Here is a 22,981-nt window from a genome sequence, read left to right as displayed (position 1 = left end):
AACTACTCATGATGTCAAGTATAAAATATCAACAACTACCGATACTGCTGCTATGCCTGCTGTTTGGATGCATCGCCTGCAATAAAGAAGATCTAACGGCGGAATTAGCCGTTCAGGTGATTATTAATGGCTATAACGGAAGTGGTGATCCGTTGCATGTACAAATAGATACCACCAAATATGATAAAACGGTGATGAGTGCGAAGTATGTTTTTCAACCTGCTTCATTGGTTGGCTTTAACGCCGTATACACTTACAGATCGGGATCGGTGGCGCCGGTACTAACGGTCCGGAATCCGGCAAATGACAGCATTTTGTATCGCCATTCTTTACCTGTTGGTGAAACAAAAGCCCTGGTTAATTTTCTTTATATAGATGGGAAAGTCCAGGAGCTGCGTTTACCCGAAACTAATCCAGGTACCAATCAATTGGGATTTTACCTGCAATATCCGGACAGCGAAGTGCCGGTGGATATTTTCCTCTATAGGGTGGATGCGAACACGGGTGTGACGTATCGTTCCTATCTGGCCAAAAATGTTCGTCCCCGTAACTGGACCTATGTGGACTATCTGCCCGCGAAGGATTTCGCCAACACCAACGATTTAGATAATGCGAGCGTTTGTTTTACGAAGGCAGGTACTACGGATGAATGGGCTTTCGCGGAGGATGAAACACAGAGCAAGTTATCCGCCGCCGGTTTATCGCTGCCCAAAGCCGGAGAAAAAGGATTAGTTCAGCCCTATTTTATTATTCCGCGGGGATGGGAACTGGGATTTTCCCGGTTGTTTTTTTACTCGGACCGGAGATAGTAAAGGCAAATATTAGCGTGATTTTTTTACCCTGTCAGTGATGGCAGGGTATTTTTTTGTTTGATGGGACGGTTGCCCCCTATATATGAACGATTGACCCCCTTCTGCTTCCTGCCATCCCGGTTACTTTTACGCTGCTATCAACCACGGTAATTCTTCCTATGCCGTGGGGCAGTGAACAACAGCTACACAATAACCAAAAAACTAAATCGCAACATGAAAAGAAGGCTACTTCTGATGCTATTGAGTGCGTTTTGTACCCAAACAATGACAGGGCAACAAAAGACCAATAGTGCGGTGGAGAGGAACACGGGAAGTGTTTCCACATTGATGACCGTTACCGGGCAGGTAACGGATATGAAGGGTGTCCCGCTCCGGGATGTAAGTATTAAGGTGGATGGAGTCAATCGCGGTGCTTCCACCAATGGTAACGGAAAATTTGAAATTAAAGCCAATCCAAAGGATGTATTGGTATTTAGCATCATCGGTTACCGTATGCAGCGGGTGTCGGTGGGTGCGGAAAATGTACCCTTATCCGTTATCATGGAAACAGATACAAAAGGGCTCGATGAGATTGTAGTGGTGGGATATGGTGAGCAAAAGAAAGCATCCGTAGTAGGCGCGATCACGTCCGTAGGTACCGTGGAATTGAAACAAAGCCCGGTGAGTAACCTGGCCAGTGCTTTACAGGGAAGATTGCCGGGTCTGATCACCAGGCAAACCAATGGCAACCTGGGGAGTGATGCGCCGAGTCTTTATATCAGAGGCGTGGCTACCTTGAATGGAACGGCGCCGCTGGTAGTGGTGGATGGTGTGCAGGGAAGAACCATCAGCGACATTGACCCGGGCGATGTGGCCAATGTGAGCATCTTAAAAGATGCCACAGCCACCGCAGTGTATGGTATGAGAGGCGCTAACGGCGTTATCCTGGTGACAACCCGAAGAGGATCTGCCAACAAAAAACCAGAGATCTCTTTTACGCATCAAACCGGGCTGCAGTCGCCTACCGTGCTGCCGAAAGTGCTGAACTCTTATCAGTATGCCACCTTGTACAATCAGGCATTGGTGAATAACGGTGCGCCGCCACAATACAGCCAGGCTGCCCTGGATGCATATAAAAACCATACAGACCCTTACCTGTATCCCGATAACGATTACGCCAGTTTGCTGTTGAGAAAGAACTCCCTGCTTTCCAGAACCAACATGAATATTGTGGGGGGATCTAACTTTGCACGTTTCTTTGTTTCCGCCGGCTTTTTAAGACAGGAAGGTATTTACAAGAAATTCCCCACACCCTATCCTTCTGACCAGGTACTGAAACAATATAACTTCCGGGCCAATGTGGATATTGATGTCACCAAAACTACCCTGGTGAAGCTGGACCTGGCTGGTAGCTTCGGATCTATCAATGGACCAGCTTATCAAAACCAACCATTTTTTACCATTCAACGTTTTGCACCTAACCTGAGCCCTATTAAAAACCCGGACGGCTCCTGGGGGTCTTCCACTAAATTGAGCAATAACGCCGTGGCGGAATTGTCGGATGTAGGATATTCCATCAACTATACCGGTCGTTCGCAGGGATCTTTAAGTCTTACACAGAAGCTCCCGTTTGTGACGCCCGGATTAAGTGTAGGCGCTTCTATCAGCTATGATGCCAATTACTCCCAATCACAAACCAGGTCTAAAACCTATGATGCGTTTCAGTTTGGCGTAGTGAATGGAGATACTAACTATGTACGTACGCTTACCGGCAGTAAATTAAAACCGGTGAGCGGCAGTTATGGCTTGTCGCGGTTTTCTATTTACCAGGTCAATTTATCTTACCAGCGGATATTCGCCGAAAACCATTCTGTTGGAGGAACCGTCATCTATTCTCAGCAAAAAAATAATAATAACGTCGACATTCCTAATGCCTTGCAGGGTGTTTCCGGTAGGGCCACCTACGGGTACAAAGGAAAGTACCTGGCAGAATTTGATTTCGGATATAACGGATCGGAGAATTTTATCCAGGGTAAACGGTTTGGCTTCTTCCCCGCAGCCGCACTGGGCTGGATTGCGTCCGACGAAACGTTCTTAAAGGAAAATGTACATCAGCTCTCGTACCTGAAGCTGCGGGCCTCTTACGGCGTGGTGGGGAACGACCAGTTGAATAGTTCCCGGTTTTTGTTCCAGTCGTACTACACCAATGCGGATGGAACCAATGTGGGTAATCCACCGAATGGCAGCCAGAGCGGCGGTCTTGCGGAAGGATTTTTAGGTAATCCGTTTGTTACCTGGGAACGTGGCTACAAAAGCAACGTAGGTATAGATGCCAAGTTTTTTAATGACGCGGTATTCCTGAATTTTGATTTATTTAATGAAGATAGAAAGAATATCCTGGTGAACTCTGTATCACCGTCATTTGCCGGATTCCCCAATGGTGTGCCATTGAACAAAGGAAGAGTAAACAATAAAGGCTTTGAACTGGAAGCAGGTGTAAATACCCATATTGGGAAAAATCTCCGTATAAGCGTGAAGGGTAACTTCAACTATAATAAGAGCAATGTTATCGACGACAACCAACCTATTCCGAAGTATGCATATCAAAGCGCCAAAGGATATCCGGTGGGACAAAACTTCGGATTGACTTCCCTCGGATTCTTCAATTCCAAGGATGAGATCCTGGGGAGCCCCCGTCAAACCTTTACCAGCTATGTAATTCCGGGTGATTTAAAGTATAAGGATGTTAACGGAGATGGAGTGGTAGATGATTTTGACCGCACTGCTATCGGTTATTCCTATATCCCGCAATTTACTTACGGAGGTATGCTGGCTATTCGTTACAAAGGAATCGACGTCAGCATGATGCTGCAGGGGACCGCACGTTCCAGCGTTTACTTTACTGAGTGGGGAGCCGTTCCTTTCTATAATTCCGGGAACGCGCTGACTACAGCTCTCGATAGCTGGACCCCGGAAACCGCCAGTACCGCTACTCAACCGAGGATAGACATCAGCACAAATCCTAATAATACCAGGATATCCACGTTCTCGCTGCAATCCGGTAATTACCTGCGTCTGAAAAATGCGGAGATCGGGTTTACTTTTTCACAGCAGTTGATGAAGCGAATTGGTATCTCCAACATCCGGGTATTTGCCAATGGCCAGAACCTGCTGACCTGGTCTAAAATTAAGATTGTTGATCCGGAGTATCCGAACGGCTCTTTGGGAAGAACCTATCCGCAGCAGAAAGTGTACAATTTTGGCTTGTCTCTGAACTTCTAAATGTAAAAACATGAATCGTAGAATCATATCAGCACTCTTTATTGCACTCGGGAGTTTATCTGCCTGTAATAAAGATTTTTTGAACCTGGCGCCCAATGAAAATATTTCTGAAGATAAAGTTTTCGGGACCGTACTTCAAACACAGCAGTTTTTAAATAATATTTATGGCGACTTACCCAATGGCTTTTACCATATTGCCGGCGACTTTGACGGCTTCGCAGCGTTGTCGGATGAAGGAGATCCTACTTTCGCCACTGCCCTGCGCACATTTAATGTAGGCGGATATGGACCAGGAAATATTAAAAGCTATGTCTCCACCTGGGCAAATTCTTACAAGGATGTCCGCAAAGTAAATATCCTCTTACAGAACCTGGATAAGGTGCCGGTATTGCCTACAGATGAACAGGGGGCTAAAACCAGGATCAAAGGAGAGGCCTTGTTTTTAAGAGCGTTTTATTATTTTGATATCCTGAAAACATATGGCGCTTTTCCGATTATAACAGAAGCCTTTACTGCCGCCTCCGATTTAAATCTGCCACGTAACAACTACGATGAATGCGTGGCGTTTATTATCAAAGACCTGGATGATGCGGTAGCGTTGTTGCCGTTACCTTCTGCACAATCTGCCAACGTATATGGCCGCGCCAACAAAGGAATGTGTATGGCATTAAAGTCCCGCACCTTGCTGTATGCCGCCAGCCCATTGAATAATACGGGTAACGATGTAGCCAAATGGCAACGCGCAGCGGATGCCGCCAAAGCGGTCATCGATTTAAATCAGTATCATCTGTATACGGCCAATGCCGATGTGGCGGAAAATTACAAGGAGATTTTCTCCGTATATGCCAATCCGGAAATCATCATGCTGAATTATAGCGGAAATGATAACGGACTGGAACAAAACTATTTTCCGCCAGGACTGGGTGGCTGGGGCTGTATAGTGCCCACGCAGAATATGGTGGACCTGTACCAGATGGCCAATGGCAAGGCGATCACTGATCCTTCTTCCGGTTATGATCCGCAAAAACCATATGCAAACAGAGAGCCGCGCTTCTATGGTACCGTTTTATACAACGGCGCCATAGTGGGTGGAAGTTATAAGCTGGAAACCTTTGTAGGTGGCGCCGATGGCATCAGAGGAGGTAACAATAACACCAACACCGGCTACTACACCGCTAAATGGGTAGATACACACAATGCCAACTTTTTGTATGATGGCTCCAGCAGACCTAATTTCTGGGTGTGGTTCAGACTGGCAGAGATGTATTTAAATTATGCAGAAGCCAAAAACGAGGCAGTAGCTGATCCTACTGCTGATCCGCTCATTTACAGCTACGTTAACATCATACGCGCAAGAGCAGGATTGCCCGGATTACCGGCAGGGCTGTCGAAAGACGCCATGCGCCAGGCTATCCGGCATGAACGGAATATTGAGCTGGCTTACGAAGAGCATCGCTTTTTCGACGACAGAAGATGGAAGCTGACGTTTGGTGGCGACATGAAAGCCATAGAATGGAATACCGCTGGAACAAGCTATAAGATCACCATATTTCAGAACAGGATTTTTGACCCCAAACAATGGTACTTACCCATTCCTCAATCGGAGATAGACATTGATAAACAGTTGTCGCAGAATCAGGGATGGTAATACCAGCCAATTAGTATAATCAACAGGCCAGCATTCACACGGATGCTGGCCTGTTTGTTTTTAAGAAGGGGCATAAAAAATCCGGGTAAGAATACCCGGATGGTTTTTATCAACAGTGAATCAAAAAAGCAACATGGAGGGGTTAGATAATTTGTATATCCCTATCATTGTTAATCTTTATAAGTTCCTACTTCACACATGGCCGCAAATTGCTGACCATCATAAGCGCTTTTCATATTCAGTTTGAAGTAGCGGAAGTTTTTGGTGGACGACAACACGACGTTTTGTGGATTGGTGGTTTGTGCCAGCGTAAAATCACCGAGGGAAGTCCAGGTGGAGTTGTTATTGCTGGTCAGTATTTCTACCACTTTTACCATGCGACTATCCCGTTGTTTGAAAGTAAAGCGGTTTACATCCAGCGCCTGACCCATATCTACAGTAATGTAGTGTGGATAGCTGGTGGCATTGGATGACCAACGGGAATGCCAGAACGTGCTACCGGAGCCATCAATGATATTTACTGCGGCGCCACTTTCGGCGGCCGTTTCCTGTGAGCTGAATGCAACTACGGACCATCCGGTTTTATCATATACTACTTTATCTCCGAAAGTAACCACCGGCACATCGTTTACGAAGCTAAAGGATGCCACATAGCTGCTGATGCTGCCGTTTTCATGGCATAAGCGGATGGTGAATTCGTAATTGGTATTGCCTTTATCCCTGAAGTCACTAACGGGCATCACGATACGAAAACTGTCGGTGCCAATGGGCTTGCTGGCGAAGGTGACAGAATTGTATCCGCCATTGTCGTTGCCGGTGTTGCGGTTATAGTAAGCAATGTCCTTCACCGCTTTGGTGGCAGAAAATTTACCCGACACGATAATGCTCTGGGAGCCGCTGTTATAGTTGGCATATACCTGCTTTACCTGACATCCCGGATCGGTGTACCAGTCGCTCCGCGTAACCGTGCTGAATACCTGGCCATTGGCCAATATAGCCGCATCTGCTGGAGAGAAATAGGTAGGCGCCTTACCGAAGGTGCCGTTACCATAACCCATCAGCGTAGTGCCATACAGGATATTTTCTGATTGGGCGCCACCATTGTGGGGGAGGTTGATGCCATGTCCCATTTCGTGGGCCATACCGCCAATCCATTTAGTGGAAAATTTATCATCGGGTTTGCCGAGGTTGATGGTATCCAGCCCGGTGTAGTCCAGTGCAAAGCACCAGCGGCCAATACCATAGAACGGGCCGCCACTGGGATCTCCATTGGCRCCATAAGTATACGTAGGCATGATCACCATGATATGATCGCTCTTTTTTTCTGTGGGGTGAGCGGCAAACCAGGCATTTACTTCTGTCATCACGGCGCCGGAGCCACCGTCGTAAGGGTAACTGTTTTTACCCAGCTGCCCGCGTATCACCGGTACTTTCAGCAGCCCGCTGGAATCTGTTTGCAGTCCCATTGTTTTGCCGGCATAGCCCCATTGGTTCATCCATTTGGAGGTAAAGTTTTGCATGTACATGAATACGCCGTTTAGCCTTGCCCGATATCCCGGCACGGTATCGAGGTCGGAGGGAACAAAGTACACTACGTTCAGCATATAGGTGCCGTTGCTAACGCTATTCGCCACGCCCAGGTTTTTTTTAGCGTCATTTTTTTGGAGTGTGGCAGATTCCGACGGTTTCTGACACGCGGTTATTGCCACCATAAATGCGGCGACGGCTAACACGAAATGGAAGATTTTGGTCATTGTTTGCTGTTTAAGGTTTAAAATGAAGAATTACGGTTTTGACAGATGTATGTTCACTTAAGTGCTACCAGGTTTTCAAACTGTTATCAATAAGACGGGAAGGTCCGCTAAAATACGTATATATAGGAGGGGGTAAATAGCCAATAAAGGGGGACAGATGTTCCATCCGGGTTGTAAATAGAAACGCCTGCCCCCCATTATTTATTTTCTGACCCGGGAAAACTGATCACTGAGGGTACTCCGGGAACTGAAAGCAGTACGGTATTTCTTGATATACTTGGAAGGCGGCATGTCAAATACCCGGACAAACTGTTCCCGGAAGTATTTAATATCGCTGAAGCCTACACGAAAGGCCGCCTCTTTTACCTGACAATCGGTGTTGATGAGCAACCCTGCAGCAATACGTAGCCGGATTAAACGGGTGAATTCATTGACGGTAAGCCCGGAAACAATTTTGACTTTCCGGTATAAATTGGATCGGCTCATACCAATGGCTGCACAGAATTTGGCGATATCAAAATCATCTGTATCACAGTTTTCTTCTATAATAGCGATGCAGTTGGCCAGAAATGTCCGGTATTCCTCGGGTACCCTGGAATTACTTGTTTTAAGGGTAATATTATCATAAAAGAACTGCTTCAAACGGTCCTGTCCCTGTAATATGCTGTTTACCCTGGCTATCAGTAAGTCGTTTTCAAAAGGTTTGGTAATATAATCATTGGCCCCGCATTCCAGCCCCTTCAGTTTTATTTCAGGAGAACTGGCGCCTGTTAACATAATCACCGGTATATGGCTATATAGCGGATTTGCTTTCAGTGTATTGCAGAAGTCAATGCCACTGGTGGTTTCCATATTCACATCGCAGATAATAATATCCGGTTCTTTTGCGCTGACTTGTTCATAACCGGTGGCCGCGCTATCGGCTTCTGAAATAGTATATTTATGCTCAAAGAGGTAGCGGATATATTCCCTGATTTCGGGATCATCGTCAATGATCAGCAATACCCGTTTGTCCATCACCAGTTCGTCCAGTCCGGTGTTGGCTGTATCTTCCGCCGGCAACATGGTTGTTTCGTATATGGCTTCGGGGTTGGATTTCCCTGGCAGCGCCGCTGCAATTACTTCCATCTGATCGGGCGACTGCTGCTGCATAGCCGCTTTGTTGAGCACAATCGTGAATACAGTGCCCCCATGATCGGGACAGTGATAGGAGATGGTGCCCTGGTGCATTTCCACAAAGGTTTTTGACAGGAAAAGGCCAATACCGAAGCCTCGTTTACCTTTGGAGGCGGCAGCTGCAAAGTCCTGGCTGTTATAGAATTTATCAAATATTTTATCGCCTACTTCCGGTGGGATGCCTGCGCCATCATCTGCTATGGTAACCTGTAACTCCGTTTCATGGCTGCTGATAGAAAGCTGGATACCCGAGTGCGCAAATTTGATGGCATTGGATACGATATTAAATAACGCGATTTCCAGCTTTTCTTTGTCGGCGCACAAATAGAGCGGTTCATCCGGACAATGCAGCTCATAGACCAATTCTTTCATTTTTGCTTCGTTGGTGAAGCAATGGAATATTTCTTTCAACAGTGTGGCTACGTCGACCTGCCCGATATTCAACGCGCCCGTTTCGTTTTCTACTTTCCGGAAATATAGCAGCTGGTCGACCATGTTCAGCAGGCGCCGGGCGTTTTTATAGATGACGCCGAGCGAGAACGTATCTATCGCTTTACCATCGCTATATAACAATTCCCTGACCGGGTTAATGATCATTGCCAGCGGAGACCGGAATTCATGGGAAATGTTAGTGAAGAAAGCGAGCTTGCTTTCATGCAGTTTTTGCTCATGCGCCAGTTTAATATCGGCCAGTCTGATTTCATATTTCAGTTGCGATTGCTTTCTTACATAATAAAATCCGGTGACCAGGGCTACCAGCATAGCGATGGTATATAGGGTATAAGCCCACCAGGTTCTGTACCAGGGAGGGAGTATGATAATGGCGATCGCGGTTTCTTTCGTACTCCATTTGCCGTAGGCGTTGGTACATTTAATACGCAACAGGTAGTGTCCTTCCTGTAGCTGTGAATAGCTGGCTGTTTTGATATCATTTACATAGTTCCATGTTTTATCCCATCCTTCCAGGAAGTAAGCATATTTTATTTTTGAGGGAAGAGAATATTCCAGTGCGCTATAATTTAAGGAGAGATACGCTTTTTCACTGGGCAGGGTAATACGGCTCACATCATGAATGCTGCTGCCGTTCAGGTAGTTTCCTTCCGTGGTAATAGCCTGGTTGAGTACACGAATGCCTGTTATCACCAGCGGCGGAAAAACGGCCTGTGGTGCGGTAATATTATCCGGGTTGAATAAGTTAAAACCCTTGATACCACCAAAAATGAATTCGCCGGATGATAGTTTCAATGCGGCATTATAGTAAAACTGATCACTTTGCAGCCCATCTGCCATGGAGAAGTTTTCGAACGTTTTATCGGCCACAGAAAATTTGCTGAGTCCTGATAACGTACTGGCCCAGAGGTTACCCGCTTTATCTTCCAGAATATTCAACACATTGTTATTGCATAGGCCTTCTTTGTCGGTGTAGACTTTCCAGCCTTTACCTTCTTCGTAATGCTGTAATCCCTGCCCCTGCGTAGCGATCCATATGCTGCCATCGGCGGCTACGTGGATATCGCGTACTTCTACACCAATATTGCGATGGAGGAGAATGTCGCCATGTGCATCGAGGCAACGCACTTCAAAAAAACTACCCATCCATAAATTTGACTGGTGGTCGTGGGTAACTGATAAAATGGAGGAAAGCGAGTTTTTTACCCGGACGAAATCCTTTTTCGCTGTATCATACCGTAGCAGGCCGTCGGCGCCGTTGTTCAGGGTGCCTGCATATATTTCGCCCTGCGGACTCTTGTACAAGCGCCATGTCAGGATAGCGCGACTTCTTAAAAGGGGACTACCAACAGGATGGAAATGTTTACCCTGCTGGTCGGTCATAAAAACACCGGAACCGTAAGTGCCCACCCATATATGGCCTTCCCTGTCTTCCACGATGCTAYTGATTTTGTTGTTGGTAAGACCGGTGCCGGCGTCGCTGCCGCTGATACTTTTTTCATAACTGCCTTTTGCCTTATCCCATATGGAGATGCCGCCACCATCGGTGCCGATCCATATTTTATGCTGGCTGGTTTCACAAAAGGAGAAGATGAAGTTGTCGGCCTGCGTGGTGTTTGTGGTGGGTTTTTTTCTGATAGTCCGAAAGGGGAGGGTTTGGTTGTCTATGATATTGATGCCACCTCTGTTGGTACCAATCCATTTACGACCCAGGTTATCTTCTGTGATGGTATATATAGCATTGCTGCTTAAGGCATTTTCTTTTCCGGTATAATCTGACAACGGTTTTACCAGATTGGTATGCCTATCAATAACGGTGATACCGTTGCCATCGCTGCCGAGCCAGAGCAGGCCTGTGCTATCGATGTACATGGATTGAATGTTATACCTGATGGGAGGTTGCCCTGCCAGCAGATAATCCTGCACCTGGTGTTGGCGGATATCGTAGCGGTATAAACCTCTTTCCGTACCGAGTAATAAACTGCCGGGTTTATCTGCAATAATACAGCCGGTAATAGCTGGCACATCGCTTTGCCATACCAGTCTTTCCCGTTTTGAATCGAGTTCATAAAGGCCGCCATTTTCAACAGCCACCCAGGTACGCCCGTCATGATTGACTAAAATCGCATTTACGCTATAATGAGTGCTGAAGGCGCCGTTTACATCAAGAGGTATCTGGATGCCTGGTGTGTGATCAGTCGTATATATAATCAGGCCACTTGATGCGGTACCTACCAGCATTTCACCGGCTGCGGTTCGATTAATAGCGGTGACCTGATTGCCCAGCTTCCGGCTGATGCCGGGGATAATTTTTTTCGGGAAGCGACTGGTATAATATGCTGCTGTAAAACGTTCTGTGCGCCTGTTATAGATACCAACACCTTTATGCGTTCCTACCCAGATATTAGATTGCCGATCTTCCGTAACAGCAGTAATGGCATTGTTGGCGAGTGAGGAAGGATCTCCGGGACAGTTCCGGAATTTTTTGAAATTATTTCCATCGTAGCAATTCAGTCCGTCGTAAGTGCCGAACCACATGAGGCCATAAGTATCCCGGCAAATGGCAGCTACGGTATTGTTGGATAATCCTTCTTCAATGCCTAAATAAGATAATTTTAGCTGTGCAACAGTACTACTGGGCCGGACAACCCACAAACAGGTCATCACGAAGCAACAGGCTAACTTTCGGGCGGCGAAATAAAGCTTATTCAATGCAGCAGATTTTTTGGTTGATAGTGGAATAAGGTGATCAGTAGCGGTTTCCCTTCTTATTACATGTCATTGTTCTATCCAAAAATAAAGAATAGTTCAGCGCATGAGTGATAGTATTTTGTTTATTACAGAACGGATTTTGCAGGGATATCGATTGCAGGGGAGAACGGAGTTAATTAGTTTTTTTATTAAGTTGCGATGATAACATAAAACATCTATTTATACCCGCTTATGTCATACATCGTTGAACACCCAGGTTTCATATTATTTCTTTTTACTTTTCCGCTATTGGGTTGGTTCCTGCACCAGCAGTACCCCAAAAAAGCAATTGCTATTATATTCTTTACAGCTATAGGGCTGCTGTTACCTGCACTGACAGGGTATAGCTATGTACTGAATAACGCTTACGGTTATCTGAGTTATATTTCATTGGCCTCCGGATATGCGTATATTCTTACAACAGATGAGTATAAGTTTGGACCAACGGCAGTTATTTCTGTACTGCTTTTCCTTTTTTGTGGCTTCTTTTCTTTTATTGGAGGGGTTGCAGGCAGTATTACAGTGGAAAAGGAATGGCGGCTAAAAGGTTATAGAGTGACCTATGTGAAAGATCAGGGTTTTGCTGGTGGGCCTTTAATGACGTATCAATTGAGCAAGTACGGTATGATTCCGATATTTGTTAAAAAGATGGAGGTGAAAAGAGATGACGATACAACCGGTAGCTGTTGGATTAAATTTGACGAGGCTGGATTTAATTTTAATAAATGTTCACCGGATTCGTCGGTGGTGGTGAAGAGGCCGTGAAATATCTCAGGCCGCTTAAATGATGTGGGTAGATCTAATACTTTCAATATTGACGGTCGTTATGCACGACTAGTATATCTATGATGCATTTTGTAATACCTTCTCGTAGTCATATTTTTTATATTTTTTCTCCAACTTAATTTCCTGCTCAAAAACAATCATTTCGTTTTTAAACTGCACTTTTAGCCACAGGTCAGCCGGAGTATGAAAGAAGTGACCGAATTTTATCGCCAGTTGCGGATTAAACTTTCGGTCATCCTTGTAATATTTATTCAGATTAGACAGGTCTATTTCAATATGTGACGCAAATTCTCCCTTTTTCAGATTCAGCACTGCAAGAAAATCGCCGGCGAAATCCTTTATCGTTTTCATGTTTTTAAGCGTGACGCTTTCATCCAATAGATAAGCCTCCATCGTGTATAAAACAGATAACATTTCATTTTTAAGTAATCGGGCAGGACTTCTTTGTAAGTGGTGTGCTTTAGCTGCTGCGTCAATGAAAGCTTTTTTCTTTGAGCTTCTATTGTAGCCATCATTGGGGACAATAGTAGCATCAATTTTTTTACTGGCTTGCTTTAGTTTTCTCATTGTAATTGTGCTTCTGGATTTAAGTATCTAAAGTTACCCAATAATTTAATTTGGTACAAATTGTACCATAAAAAAATATGATTTTTTTGCTGGTCCCGGTTCCATTGAACTTACGGCAACCCGCCCAGGATCAAAAAAACATCTGAATCCGTCAAAATAAAGCTGGCCTCTTTGCCCAACCGTGGCTTATATTTGACGTTGATTGTTAATGATCTTTACACAACCACATACACAATGTCCACTAAAAATGCCCTTGCATTATTGATAGCTCTAGCTTCTTCTTCTTCCCTCTTTGCACAATATGATTTTAATACCGCCTATTTTAAAATTCATATCAACAACAAAGGATGGATTACCAGTATGAAGAATACCACCCTGCGCCCGGCACGGGAATTCAGCCCGGCCGATAAGCCTTCCCCTGTGGTGAGTTTGTATGATAGCCGGAAGAAAGCATACTATCAGCCGGTGGCGGCTACGTATAATAAAGGCAACAAGTCATTGCAGTTGCGATATGCCAATGGGTCAGTGGCTACGGTCATCATCTCCCAAAATAAAAAATACTTTAAACTCACCCTGCAATCGTTGGCGCCACGAAATGGTGTGGATGCTATTCAGTGGGGGACTTACCATACTAATATCACCAACCTGTTAGGAGAAATTATTGGCGTAAGCCGCGATACCAGTGCGGCGGTGAACTACGCTATTGGTATGCTGGCGCTGAATGATAATACCTTGGGTGGAACCGTTGAAACGGTAGCAGATGCGGCGCCGTTTCAGTATATCATTCATTCACCGGATGCCCGCCGCTATCCCTTACCCAAGGAGCTGCACGAAGGACAAGTGTTTTCGCTGGGAGGCGATGGTATCAGTGATGTAGCGTTTTATGCGCATAAAGAACCGTATTACCGGATTATGTATGGGAATGCTGCTGAGGTAGATGACAAAGGCCGGATATCTATTACGTATCAGTCGAGGGACCGGACTTTCGAACGTGAAGTGAATTATTCTTTAATCCCGCATATGGCGGCGAATACGCCTAATCACATACAAGTGGAACCATTGTCGGGCGTAGATTATATCGGTTCTTCCATTGCTTTATGGGGGAGCCCGGATAGCACCGCGTTGCTGGATGTGGTGCAAAATATTGTGTTATCAGAGAAATTACCTTATCCAACTATTAATGGGAGATGGGTAAAAGATCCGGCTGCTTATGTGCCGGATGCTATTACCAGTGGCAACCTGAATGATAGTATCATTGCTTATACGGCCAGACTGGGATTTAAAACTATCAGCTTATACGACCAGGGATTTTTAAGACCTGACCGGGGCAATGGGGGATACATTGATGGAAGAAATTTTGAGAAAAAGCCTATCCATCTGACGGCGGGAAATGTGTCGCACAAAGCGTTTTCAGAGATGGCGGCAAAGTATGGCATCAGCATTGGCAGAACCACCATTACCAACGCTTTGGCGCCTGGAACGCTGGATGCAAGTCCGGTGCCCAGTGATAGTTTGTGTTATCAGCAGAAACGTTTGCTGGCAGCAGCTATTCAACCCACGGATACTATTATCCTGGTAGATGATCCCACTCATCTGGAAGAAATTGCCAGCTGGGAAGGGCATTGCGCCAATTTAAATATGATCAAAATTGGCAAGGAGCTGATACATTACCTCGGTGTTTCTGATAAAGCGCCGTACCGGCTGCTGAACGTAAAACGTGGTTACTGGGGCACGCAACCTGCGGTGCATGCGGCCGGAGAGGCGGTGTATAAATTGCAGGTAACGGTGAATTATGGCTATGATGGCATCATTCCTAATATGGCGTTGCAGGATGAAATTGCCGCGTATTATGCGGAGGTGTGTAAGGTCAATGGCCTGGGCTACTACGATTTCGACGGACAGGAATTCCTGTTTAACAATGGCCATGGCTATTACTCCGCGAAGCGCTTTTTCCGTAAGATGTTCGAAAAGGCTGCCCAGCTGGGACTGCCGTCGATTCGTTTTACCGGCGCTACCTTGTCGGAGGGCTCCTGGCATTATCAGAGTATCTGGAATGTGGGTGGTGGAAAGAACTTGTATGATGCCGCTACGCGGGAATGGGGAAGTGCTACCAGTCAGGGGAAAGATTTGCGCGATGTTACTTACGCCAACTTTTTCCCGGTGGGCATGGGAGGGAATTTTCCGATTAAGGAGCATTCCACCGCGGCGGAGTATGAGCATATACAGGCTATTTCTGTGGGGATAGGGACTACGTATAGTCTTTACCTGAACCAGAAAGATGTGGAAAGCTGCCCGCAAAAAGAAGCGATTTTTAAAGTGATCCGTACCTGGGAAAATGCGAGAGCTGCCAATGCGTTTCCGCGTTGGGTAAAAACAGCCCTGGCTGATCCGGCTAACTCTTTTCACCTGGAGGAAGTTAATAGCAAGGAATGGAACCTGTATAAGACAGGCCGGGACGGCACGCAGCAGCAGTTGTTTGCGCGATTGGTAAGCACACAACATTAAATGAATCATGGAAACGTTTTCTGTTTTAAAATTCCATTGACAATCGGCGCCAGCAATGGCGCCGTCACTATTTAGAGATCATGAATAGGATGCAAAGAATATGTTGGCTGCTGGGAATGTTAGTGGCCATGGGACAAGGTTTGAGCGCGCAGGACTCGTTGCGGTTCACATCTCCCAACGGACAACTACAGTTTGATTTGCAAACCAGCAAAGAAGGAGGGATCAGGTATACTGTCAGCTATAACGGAAAGGAAATCGTACTCCCTTCTACGTTAGGGCTGGATGGGTGGAGCAGTCACTTAATACTCCGGAACGTTGCCACCACTGCAAGAGATACAGTATGGCAACCTGTGTATGGAGAACGAAGTCACATACACGATGCCTGGCAGGGGAAAACGTTTACATTCTTCCGCAACAACAACGACCGGCAGGTGTTGCAGTTAGAAGTAAGGGCTTATAATGAAGGGATCGCGTTCCGGTATGTTTTCCCGGAGCATCCGGCAGGCGGCGCTGATGTCACCATCAGCAAGGAATTGACAACCTTCACTTTACCTGAAGGTACCAGGGCCTGGTTTACGGGGCATGCCCAGGGAGCCTATAGTTTGCTGCCATTGCGTAACTGGCCCGGTGAGGCAGAACGGCCACTCACCCTGCAATTGAGTAACGGGATATACGTAGCATTGGGCGAAGCGGGCATGGTGGATTATTGCCGTACAAAGTTTACCCTTGATGCATCAAAGGACAATACTATTAGTTGCGCTATGTACGACAAGGTGGAGTTAACCACCCCTTTTGCTACGCCCTGGCGCATGATCATGGTGGCCAGCAAAGCTACGCAGCTACTGCAAAACAACGACCTGGTGCTGAACCTGAATGCGCCTAATCAGCTTAAAAATACCAGCTGGATTAAACCCGGTAAAATTATACGGGAAGTTACGTTGTCCACAAAAGGAGCCAAAGCGTTGGTGGATTTTGCGGTGAAGCATCACCTGCAATACATTCATTTTGATGCGGGCTGGTACGGATTTGAATATACCACCGCGTCTGATGCCACGGAAGTCAACGTAGACCCACGCCGCAATCCCAATAAGGATTTGAATCTGCCGGAAGTGATCCGCTATGCGAAGGAACATGGCATCGGCGTTTTCCTGTATGTAAACCAGCGGGCATTGGCGAAGCAGCTGGATACGCTGCTGCCTTTGTATCACCAATGGGGCGTAGCGGGTATTAAGTTCGGCTTTGTACATGTGGGGTCGCATCGCTGGACTACCTGGCTGCACGAGGCCGTACAAAAATGTGCAAAGTATCAGCTGCTGGTAGATATTCATGATGAATACCGGCCTACGGGATTTAGTCGTACTTATCCTAATTTGCTCACCCAGGAAGGGGTGCGGGGAAATGAAGAAATGCCGGAAGCCACCAACAGTACTATCCTGCCGTTCACGCGATTACTGGCTGGTGCAGCGGATCACACCATCTGCTATTATCATCGGCCGGAGTTAAAGAAACGGCTGGCTGAAACGAAAGACACGCACATCATGAAAACCACTTCCGGGCATCAGCTGGCGCTGGCTGTGGTGATGTATAGTCCGTTGCAGTTTCTGTATTGGTACGATCAGCCGGTAGATGTACAAAATGAGCCGGAGCTGGAATTTTTTGACCAGGTGCCTACGGTATGGGACGATACAAAAATAGTAGCGGGAGAAATCGGACAATTCATAACGGTGGCCCGTCGCAGCGGAGAGGATTGGTTCATGGGAACGGTTACCAATAACGACGCCAGAACGGTTTCCATAGACTGCTCTTTTTTAACACCGGGAAAAAAGTATAAGGCCATATTGTACAACGATGATCCGGCAACGCCCACGCGTACCCATGTTTCCCGCAAGGAGCAGGTCATAGATCACGCTACTGTATTGGAGGTATCACTAGCTGCTTCCGGCGGACAAGCGATCCTGATAAAGCAGATATAACGTAAACGTATAAACGAAAAATCAGATCAAAATAACATCGTATCCCGTCAATATAAAGGTGCTGTATTTTCCCCGTTTCCTTTAACTTCGGTTATGCAATCGTTTACATATGAATTTGGAGCGTATAGTGCTGGGAACAGCGGGGCTGGGCGGTGTATGGGGACCGGTAACACCAGCACATTCAGTGCAAACAATAGTAGCTGCTTTAACGGCCGGTATCGGCGCCATTGATACGGCGCCTGCCTATGGAGATGCGGAAACGTATGTGGGCATGGCATTGAAGCAATGGTCCGGAAAAATGCCGGTCATCAGTTCCAAGGTGGGCCGCCTGAAATCTTATGCGGCGGATGTAGCACACTACGATTACTCTCCTGTTGGCATGTCGGATAGTTTACATCGCACACTGGAAACATTAGGCATACCCACACTGGATATATTATTCCTGCATGATCCGGAAGCGGTGATGCCCGAACAAATTGACGGGATTATTAACACCCTGCAGGGGTTTCGGGAAAGCGGATATATCCGGCAAATTGGCGTAGGAGGGAACTGGCCCGCGTGGCTGGCGCCCTATATCCAATCCGGGATATTTGATGTGGTGATGGAGTTTAATCATTTAAACGCTGCTAATGTATCGGCGTTGCAGGATAGCCTGCCTTTCTGCCTGGCTAATAATATCCGGTATTATGCTGCCAGCCCGTTGAATATGGGATTATTAGGGAGATGTATCACGGCTTATGCGCAGATGAAGCCGGACTGGCTACCAGCAGACACCTTACACATAGCCGTTTTGCTGCAGCAGCTGGCCGCGGATCATCAGATGAGCTTATCCTCACTGGCACACCGTTTCCTGTTGTCCATACCCTATCATTTTAATATCGTGTTGGGAGCAGCCAATCAAACGGAATTAACGGCCACCCTGCAGGATATAGCAGCAGGGCCGTTGCCGGCCACATTGATGAAAGAAATACTGAATTGCAATAAAGGAAAATTGGCGATTTGATGTACAGTTTTGATGCAGAAATTTTTAATATCAGCAGCGTACAGATCAGGGAACTGGCGCCGGTAGCGGCAACAACGCCTATACAGGACGCCACTATGGGACCATTTCCCACCTTCGGCCTGGCTGTTATTACCATTACCGATGAAGATGGACACATCGGTGAGGCACCGGTATTTCGCTCTTACAACCATATCCTCGAGAATTGTTTGCTGCCCATTTTGCTGCATAGCCAGGATGTTCCTTATGGCGTATTGTATCCACAATTGTATTGGGCGATCCGCAACGAAGGCTTCAGAGGCCCGGCTGCGGCCATGTTGGGACAAGTAGAGCTGGCATTATACGACCTGGCCGCTCGTCGTGCCGGTGTACCTTTGCATCGCTATCTGAACACGACCAACAATAGCGTAAAAGTATATGGCAGCGGTGGCGGTACCAATTATTCCCTGGAAGAACTGGAACGGGAAGCCAGCTACTTTGCCGCCGCCGGAGCAGATTGTTACAAGATGAAAGTGGGAATGGATTTCGGTACCCGCATGGCGGAAGATGTAGCAAGAGTAAAATTTGTACGCCGCATATTAGGCAATAACATACGCCTGGCAGTAGATGCCAACCAGATCTGGACCTGCGAAGAAGCGCTACGGTTCATTGATCTGACGGCAGGCGAAAACCTGGCCTGGTTTGAAGAACCCGTTCATTCTGCAGACCTGCAACAGATTGGTGAGTTGTGTAAACGTACGCCCCTGGCTATTTCTTACGGGGAGTCGGAGCGTAGTGGCAAAGTATTTCCTACGCTGGTGGAGCTGGGGGTGCGACATCTGCAACCAGTGCCCACGCATCTGGCGGCCATACAGGAATGGATGAATGTGCGGGACCTCGCTACCCGGCATCAGCTGGAGTTTTCCTCCGGTGGATACTCTTTGTTTACCGCCGGGTTGATGGCATCAGCCGGTGCGCAATGCCAGGTAGAGTATCTGTATTGTATTATGCGGGGACTGGAAGTGTATTTTAACGTGCGCCCCGACTGGAAAAATGGACGATTTTATTTACCGGAAATTCCCGGCATGCCCGTGCGCATCGACTGGGATTATTGTGATCAGCACAAGGCTATCACGAAAAACAACCTTTGGACCAAAAAGAATATCAGGAAATATCAGGCGATTGTATCTTTATGAGCTATAAGCTTATTATGTGACGATACTTTTAACGAAGATTGATTACCTGGTATTATTGCTATATATCGTCGCGTTGTTTATTTTCGGTTTTTACCTGAACAGGCGTAGTACAGCAAGTACAGATATTTTTTTAGGAGGTAGGTCATTAAAATGGTGGCAGATCGGCTTTTCCATGTTCAGTGCCAACGCCGGCGCTACAATGCTGATCGGCTTGTCGAGTCTTGGTTTTTCACATGGCGTGGTAGGCAGTAATTTTGAGTGGCTGGCCTGGATCTTCCTGTTGTTGCTGGCCATGTTTTTTTTTCCGCGTTATATCGCCGCGGGCATTCATACTATTCCACAATTCCTGTTAATACGTTACGGAAAAAGATCTTATAACTTCCTGGTCATTTATAGCCTGGTATCCATTTTAATTGTTTGGCTGGCGAGCGCCTTATATGCCGGGGGACTGGTAATAGCGCAGGTATTTCACCGGCCATTGCTGGAGTCGATATCAGTGATAGCGCTGATTGCGGCCAGTTATACCGCCATTGGTGGGTTGAAAGCAGTGGTACGTACCGGCATCTTTCAATCTGTTATTATTATCATTTCTTCTGTGATATTAACGATCCTGGCGCTGAAGAAAGTGACTGCTATACCCGGCTGGGCGCAGGATACACCAGTTGATTACTGGAAACTTTTTCATCCCCGCTCAGATCCCGAATATTCCTGGCTGGCCATTGTGATGGGGTATCCGGTGGTGGCCATTTACTACTGGTGTGCGGATCAGACCATTGTACAGAAAGTGTTGGCGGCAAAGGATATCCGCCATGGGCAATATGGTATTATGCTGATTGCTGCGATGAAAATTATTACCCCTTTGATTTTTGTGTTGCCAGGCATCATTTGTTTTATCCTGTTCCGGGATACTACTACGCCCGACAACGCCTACATCACCATGGTGGAAAAGCTGATGCCTGCTGGTTTGCGCGGGCTTTGTATTGCGGCGTTGATAGCCGCGCTGATAGATACCGTCTCCTCAGGACTTAATTCTTTCAGCACCGTTTTTACACTCGATGTAGTGGGACAATTTACCACGCTGGAAGAACCGGCCAAGCGCAGCATCGGTAAATGGGTGACGGTATTGGCGGCCTTCCTGGGTGTAGGCGTGGCCGCACTTTTTGCCCGCTCTGGTAAAGGGCTTTTTGAGTTAAGCCAGGGACTTGTTTCTATCCTGGCGCCCCCTTTATCGGTGGTGTTTCTGGGCGGCATTTTCTGGAAACGCGTTAATAAACTGGCGGCAGAAGTGGTGTTGTATGGCGGCGGACTGATATGTGTGGTAATAGGCTCCTGCTATGTGTTAAACTTCCCATATAAGGGGTACTGGCCTCATTTTCTGTTGCTGTCGGTGTATATTTTTATCGCCTTATCTTTTGGGATGGTATTGATTACGCTGTTATCTGATCCCAACAAAAATACCGTTTCGCCAACGGTATGGACTTCCTCTCAGCCATTGTTCCGGAATAGCTCCCGCGTATGGATGGGGTGGGGACTGCTGGCGCTGGTCATGATTATTATTTATATCGTTTTTAAATAATTTAGTAAGATGAATAAGCACTTTTCTGTTATGGGAGCGCTCTCCCTGGCTACTGTCTTTTTACTGTTCATAGCCTGTGGAAGGGTTACTGCACCGGAGAAGCTGACACAGCGTGTATTTGTGGTGGAAGTGGTGCCTGGTGAACAACCATTAAAAGAGTACCTGGACTATCATCAGCATATCTGGCCTGAAGTAGAAGCGGGCTTTCATAAAGCCGGCTATCGGGATATTTCATTGTACCGTTATCAGCATTTGCTGGTCATGACGATCACCGTTCCGGAAAATGCCAACCTGGATAGCATGGGGAAAATAGCGGAGTCTTATCATCCCCGTTGCGCCGAATGGAATAAAGTGATGGCCGGCTATCAGGCAGGTGTGCCGGGAACGGCTCCCGGACAAACCTGGGTAGAAGCCAGCCGTTTCTATCATTTCAACGGGCAATAGTGGCTAAGGGAGCGTTTCTGTATCCTGCCGGTATTGACGGAGAAATTCACGTGGCGATAGTCCTTTTACTTCTCTGAAATGTTTATTGAAATTCGAAATATTATTATACCCGCTCTGGTAGCAGGCTTCGGTGACATTATAATCTCCTTCCAGTAAAAGCTTCGCGGCATGTCCTATCCGTATTTCTTTGACAAAGTCGATGAGGGTACGGTTGGTTTTGCGTTTAAAAAAACGACAGAAAGCCGCGGATGACATGGGTATCAGCTCAGCTACATCCTGTAAAACAATTTCTTCTTTAAAGTGCTGGAAAATATAATCGAATACTTTGTTTATTTTTTTTGCCTCGCCGGAATTATCAATCACGTTGTAATATGGGGAAGACAGCACCTGAGCCGTGGTGGACTGTGCCAGGGTGTCGAGTAAGCGCAGCATCAGTGCAGCCCGGGTTAAGCCGGATTCAAACAGCATTTGCTGCATAATCATTTTGGCATTTACCACCGTAGGGCCTGTAAATAAAACGCCTTTCGCTGCTTTATTGAAAAGTACGTTGAGTCCCTGTGCTTCCGGTTTTTCCAGCAGTTGTTGCCCCAGGAAGTCAGGAAAGAAGTGGATCACAATCGCCTGTGGCTGCACCAGCGGATCAATGGTCCGGTAGTATTGCCAACAATGCGGCAGATAACCACCCAGTAACACCAGTTCCGGTCCTTCAAAATCTGCAATATGATCGCCGATGAATCGTTTGCCGCTGCAATTTTCCAGTAATGCTATTTCAAAGTTGATATGTGATTTGAGGGATGTATATTTTTTTATCTCCAATATGTCTGAACGTACCGTAAACGACTGGTCTGGTGGAAACGTGAAATTCTCATAAATGTATTGCATGCTGCTCCTGATAAAATTGTTGATAAAACGATTTATCCTTCCTCCAAAAGTACTATAAAAAGTGAATATCTCTCTAAACAGATATTTCGCCTCTTTGCAGCAAAGAAAGCATAGGTAATGGTCAAATTACGGGTGGTACAGCGGGCATGATATATCGATCTTTATAGCGTTATCAGCAGGCACCAGGTCCAATTATATTCCTTCCACGTACTTACAGTGAG

General features: G+C 46.5%; 14 protein-coding genes. 10 read left to right on the top strand and 4 right to left on the bottom strand.

What is annotated here, in order from left to right; all coding sequences use genetic code 11:
- Positions 1-8 precede the first annotated feature (8 nt).
- The 3 genes from AC1DFM_RS32640 (at position 9) to AC1DFM_RS32630 (ending at position 5,721) form a co-directional block, all read left to right on the top strand.
- Entirely contained in the window at positions 9-809 is an 801-nt protein-coding gene (locus tag AC1DFM_RS32640) for a hypothetical protein (protein WP_477080980.1), read from the top strand.
- Positions 810-1,025: 216 nt separating this feature from the next.
- Complete coding sequence (locus AC1DFM_RS32635) at positions 1,026-4,073, top strand: SusC/RagA family TonB-linked outer membrane protein (protein ID WP_477080979.1); 3,048 nt, start codon at positions 1,026-1,028, stop codon at positions 4,071-4,073.
- 10 nt (positions 4,074-4,083) lie between these two features.
- Complete coding sequence (locus tag AC1DFM_RS32630) at positions 4,084-5,721, top strand: RagB/SusD family nutrient uptake outer membrane protein (protein WP_477080978.1); 1,638 nt, start codon at positions 4,084-4,086, stop codon at positions 5,719-5,721.
- A 170-nt stretch (positions 5,722-5,891) separates the two neighbouring features.
- Here AC1DFM_RS32630 and AC1DFM_RS32625 read toward each other — a convergent pair whose 3' ends face one another.
- Both AC1DFM_RS32625 and AC1DFM_RS32620 read right to left on the bottom strand, forming a co-directional pair.
- On the bottom strand, positions 5,892-7,475 hold the full coding sequence (locus AC1DFM_RS32625) for a discoidin domain-containing protein (protein WP_477080977.1): 1,584 nt from the start codon (positions 7,473-7,475) through the stop codon (positions 5,892-5,894).
- 201 nt (positions 7,476-7,676) lie between these two features.
- Positions 7,677-11,813, bottom strand: a complete 4,137-nt coding sequence (locus tag AC1DFM_RS32620) for a hybrid sensor histidine kinase/response regulator transcription factor (RefSeq protein WP_477080976.1) — start codon at positions 11,811-11,813, stop codon at positions 7,677-7,679.
- A 231-nt stretch (positions 11,814-12,044) separates the two neighbouring features.
- Between AC1DFM_RS32620 and AC1DFM_RS32615 the strand changes: the two genes are divergently transcribed.
- Positions 12,045-12,617 (top strand): hypothetical protein, encoded by a 573-nt coding sequence (locus AC1DFM_RS32615; RefSeq protein WP_477080975.1) that lies wholly within the window; start codon positions 12,045-12,047, stop codon positions 12,615-12,617.
- Between the two features lie 78 nt (positions 12,618-12,695).
- On the opposite strand, the gene AC1DFM_RS32610 is transcribed toward AC1DFM_RS32615, so the two are convergent.
- Positions 12,696-13,205, bottom strand: a complete 510-nt coding sequence (locus AC1DFM_RS32610; RefSeq protein ID WP_477080974.1) for a helix-turn-helix transcriptional regulator — start codon at positions 13,203-13,205, stop codon at positions 12,696-12,698.
- 234 nt (positions 13,206-13,439) lie between these two features.
- Here AC1DFM_RS32610 and AC1DFM_RS32605 point away from each other — a divergent pair, with 234 nt between their 5' ends.
- From AC1DFM_RS32605 to AC1DFM_RS32580, 6 genes are all read left to right on the top strand, one after another.
- On the top strand, positions 13,440-15,710 hold the full coding sequence (locus AC1DFM_RS32605; RefSeq protein ID WP_477080973.1) for a hypothetical protein: 2,271 nt from the start codon (positions 13,440-13,442) through the stop codon (positions 15,708-15,710).
- 89 nt (positions 15,711-15,799) lie between these two features.
- The gene (locus AC1DFM_RS32600; RefSeq protein ID WP_477080972.1) at positions 15,800-17,683 is read left to right on the top strand and encodes a glycoside hydrolase family 97 protein; all 1,884 of its coding nucleotides are present in this window, start codon (positions 15,800-15,802) and stop codon (positions 17,681-17,683) included.
- Positions 17,684-17,792: 109 nt separating this feature from the next.
- A complete protein-coding gene (locus tag AC1DFM_RS32595; RefSeq protein ID WP_477080971.1) occupies positions 17,793-18,686 on the top strand; it encodes an aldo/keto reductase in 894 nt (297 codons plus the stop codon).
- Positions 18,686-19,858, top strand: coding sequence for an enolase C-terminal domain-like protein (locus AC1DFM_RS32590; RefSeq protein ID WP_477080970.1), 1,173 nt, complete (start codon positions 18,686-18,688; stop codon positions 19,856-19,858). Before AC1DFM_RS32595 ends, AC1DFM_RS32590 begins: the two co-directional genes overlap by 1 nt.
- Positions 19,859-19,874: 16 nt before the next feature.
- The gene (locus AC1DFM_RS32585; protein ID WP_477080969.1) at positions 19,875-21,434 is read left to right on the top strand and encodes a sodium:solute symporter family transporter; all 1,560 of its coding nucleotides are present in this window, start codon (positions 19,875-19,877) and stop codon (positions 21,432-21,434) included.
- A 9-nt stretch (positions 21,435-21,443) separates the two neighbouring features.
- Positions 21,444-21,878 (top strand): L-rhamnose mutarotase, encoded by a 435-nt coding sequence (locus AC1DFM_RS32580; protein WP_477080968.1) that lies wholly within the window; start codon positions 21,444-21,446, stop codon positions 21,876-21,878.
- A gap of 3 nt (positions 21,879-21,881) precedes the next feature.
- Here the strand turns inward: AC1DFM_RS32580 and AC1DFM_RS32575 are convergent, their stop codons facing one another.
- Positions 21,882-22,760 (bottom strand): helix-turn-helix domain-containing protein, encoded by an 879-nt coding sequence (locus AC1DFM_RS32575; RefSeq protein WP_477080967.1) that lies wholly within the window; start codon positions 22,758-22,760, stop codon positions 21,882-21,884.
- Positions 22,761-22,981: the final 221 nt, after the last annotated feature.

It is taken from the genome of Chitinophaga sp. 05T412, assembly GCF_056396465.1.
This window is presented reverse-complemented; position numbering and strand designations above follow the sequence as displayed.

Excerpts from the sequence above, each read along its gene's own strand:
- AC1DFM_RS32640 (WP_477080980.1), top strand. The coding sequence starts at position 9 with ATGATGTCAAGTATAAAATATCAACAACTACCGATACTGCTGCTATGC.
- AC1DFM_RS32635 (WP_477080979.1), top strand. The coding sequence starts at position 1,026 with ATGAAAAGAAGGCTACTTCTGATGCTATTGAGTGCGTTTTGTACCCAA.
- AC1DFM_RS32630 (WP_477080978.1), top strand. The coding sequence starts at position 4,084 with ATGAATCGTAGAATCATATCAGCACTCTTTATTGCACTCGGGAGTTTA.
- AC1DFM_RS32615 (WP_477080975.1), top strand. The coding sequence starts at position 12,045 with ATGTCATACATCGTTGAACACCCAGGTTTCATATTATTTCTTTTTACT.
- AC1DFM_RS32610 (WP_477080974.1), bottom strand. The coding sequence starts at position 13,205 with ATGAGAAAACTAAAGCAAGCCAGTAAAAAAATTGATGCTACTATTGTC.
- AC1DFM_RS32605 (WP_477080973.1), top strand. The coding sequence starts at position 13,440 with ATGTCCACTAAAAATGCCCTTGCATTATTGATAGCTCTAGCTTCTTCT.
- AC1DFM_RS32600 (WP_477080972.1), top strand. The coding sequence starts at position 15,800 with ATGCAAAGAATATGTTGGCTGCTGGGAATGTTAGTGGCCATGGGACAA.
- AC1DFM_RS32595 (WP_477080971.1), top strand. The coding sequence starts at position 17,793 with ATGAATTTGGAGCGTATAGTGCTGGGAACAGCGGGGCTGGGCGGTGTA.
- AC1DFM_RS32590 (WP_477080970.1), top strand. The coding sequence starts at position 18,686 with ATGTACAGTTTTGATGCAGAAATTTTTAATATCAGCAGCGTACAGATC.
- AC1DFM_RS32580 (WP_477080968.1), top strand. The coding sequence starts at position 21,444 with ATGAATAAGCACTTTTCTGTTATGGGAGCGCTCTCCCTGGCTACTGTC.
- AC1DFM_RS32575 (WP_477080967.1), bottom strand. The coding sequence starts at position 22,760 with ATGCAATACATTTATGAGAATTTCACGTTTCCACCAGACCAGTCGTTT.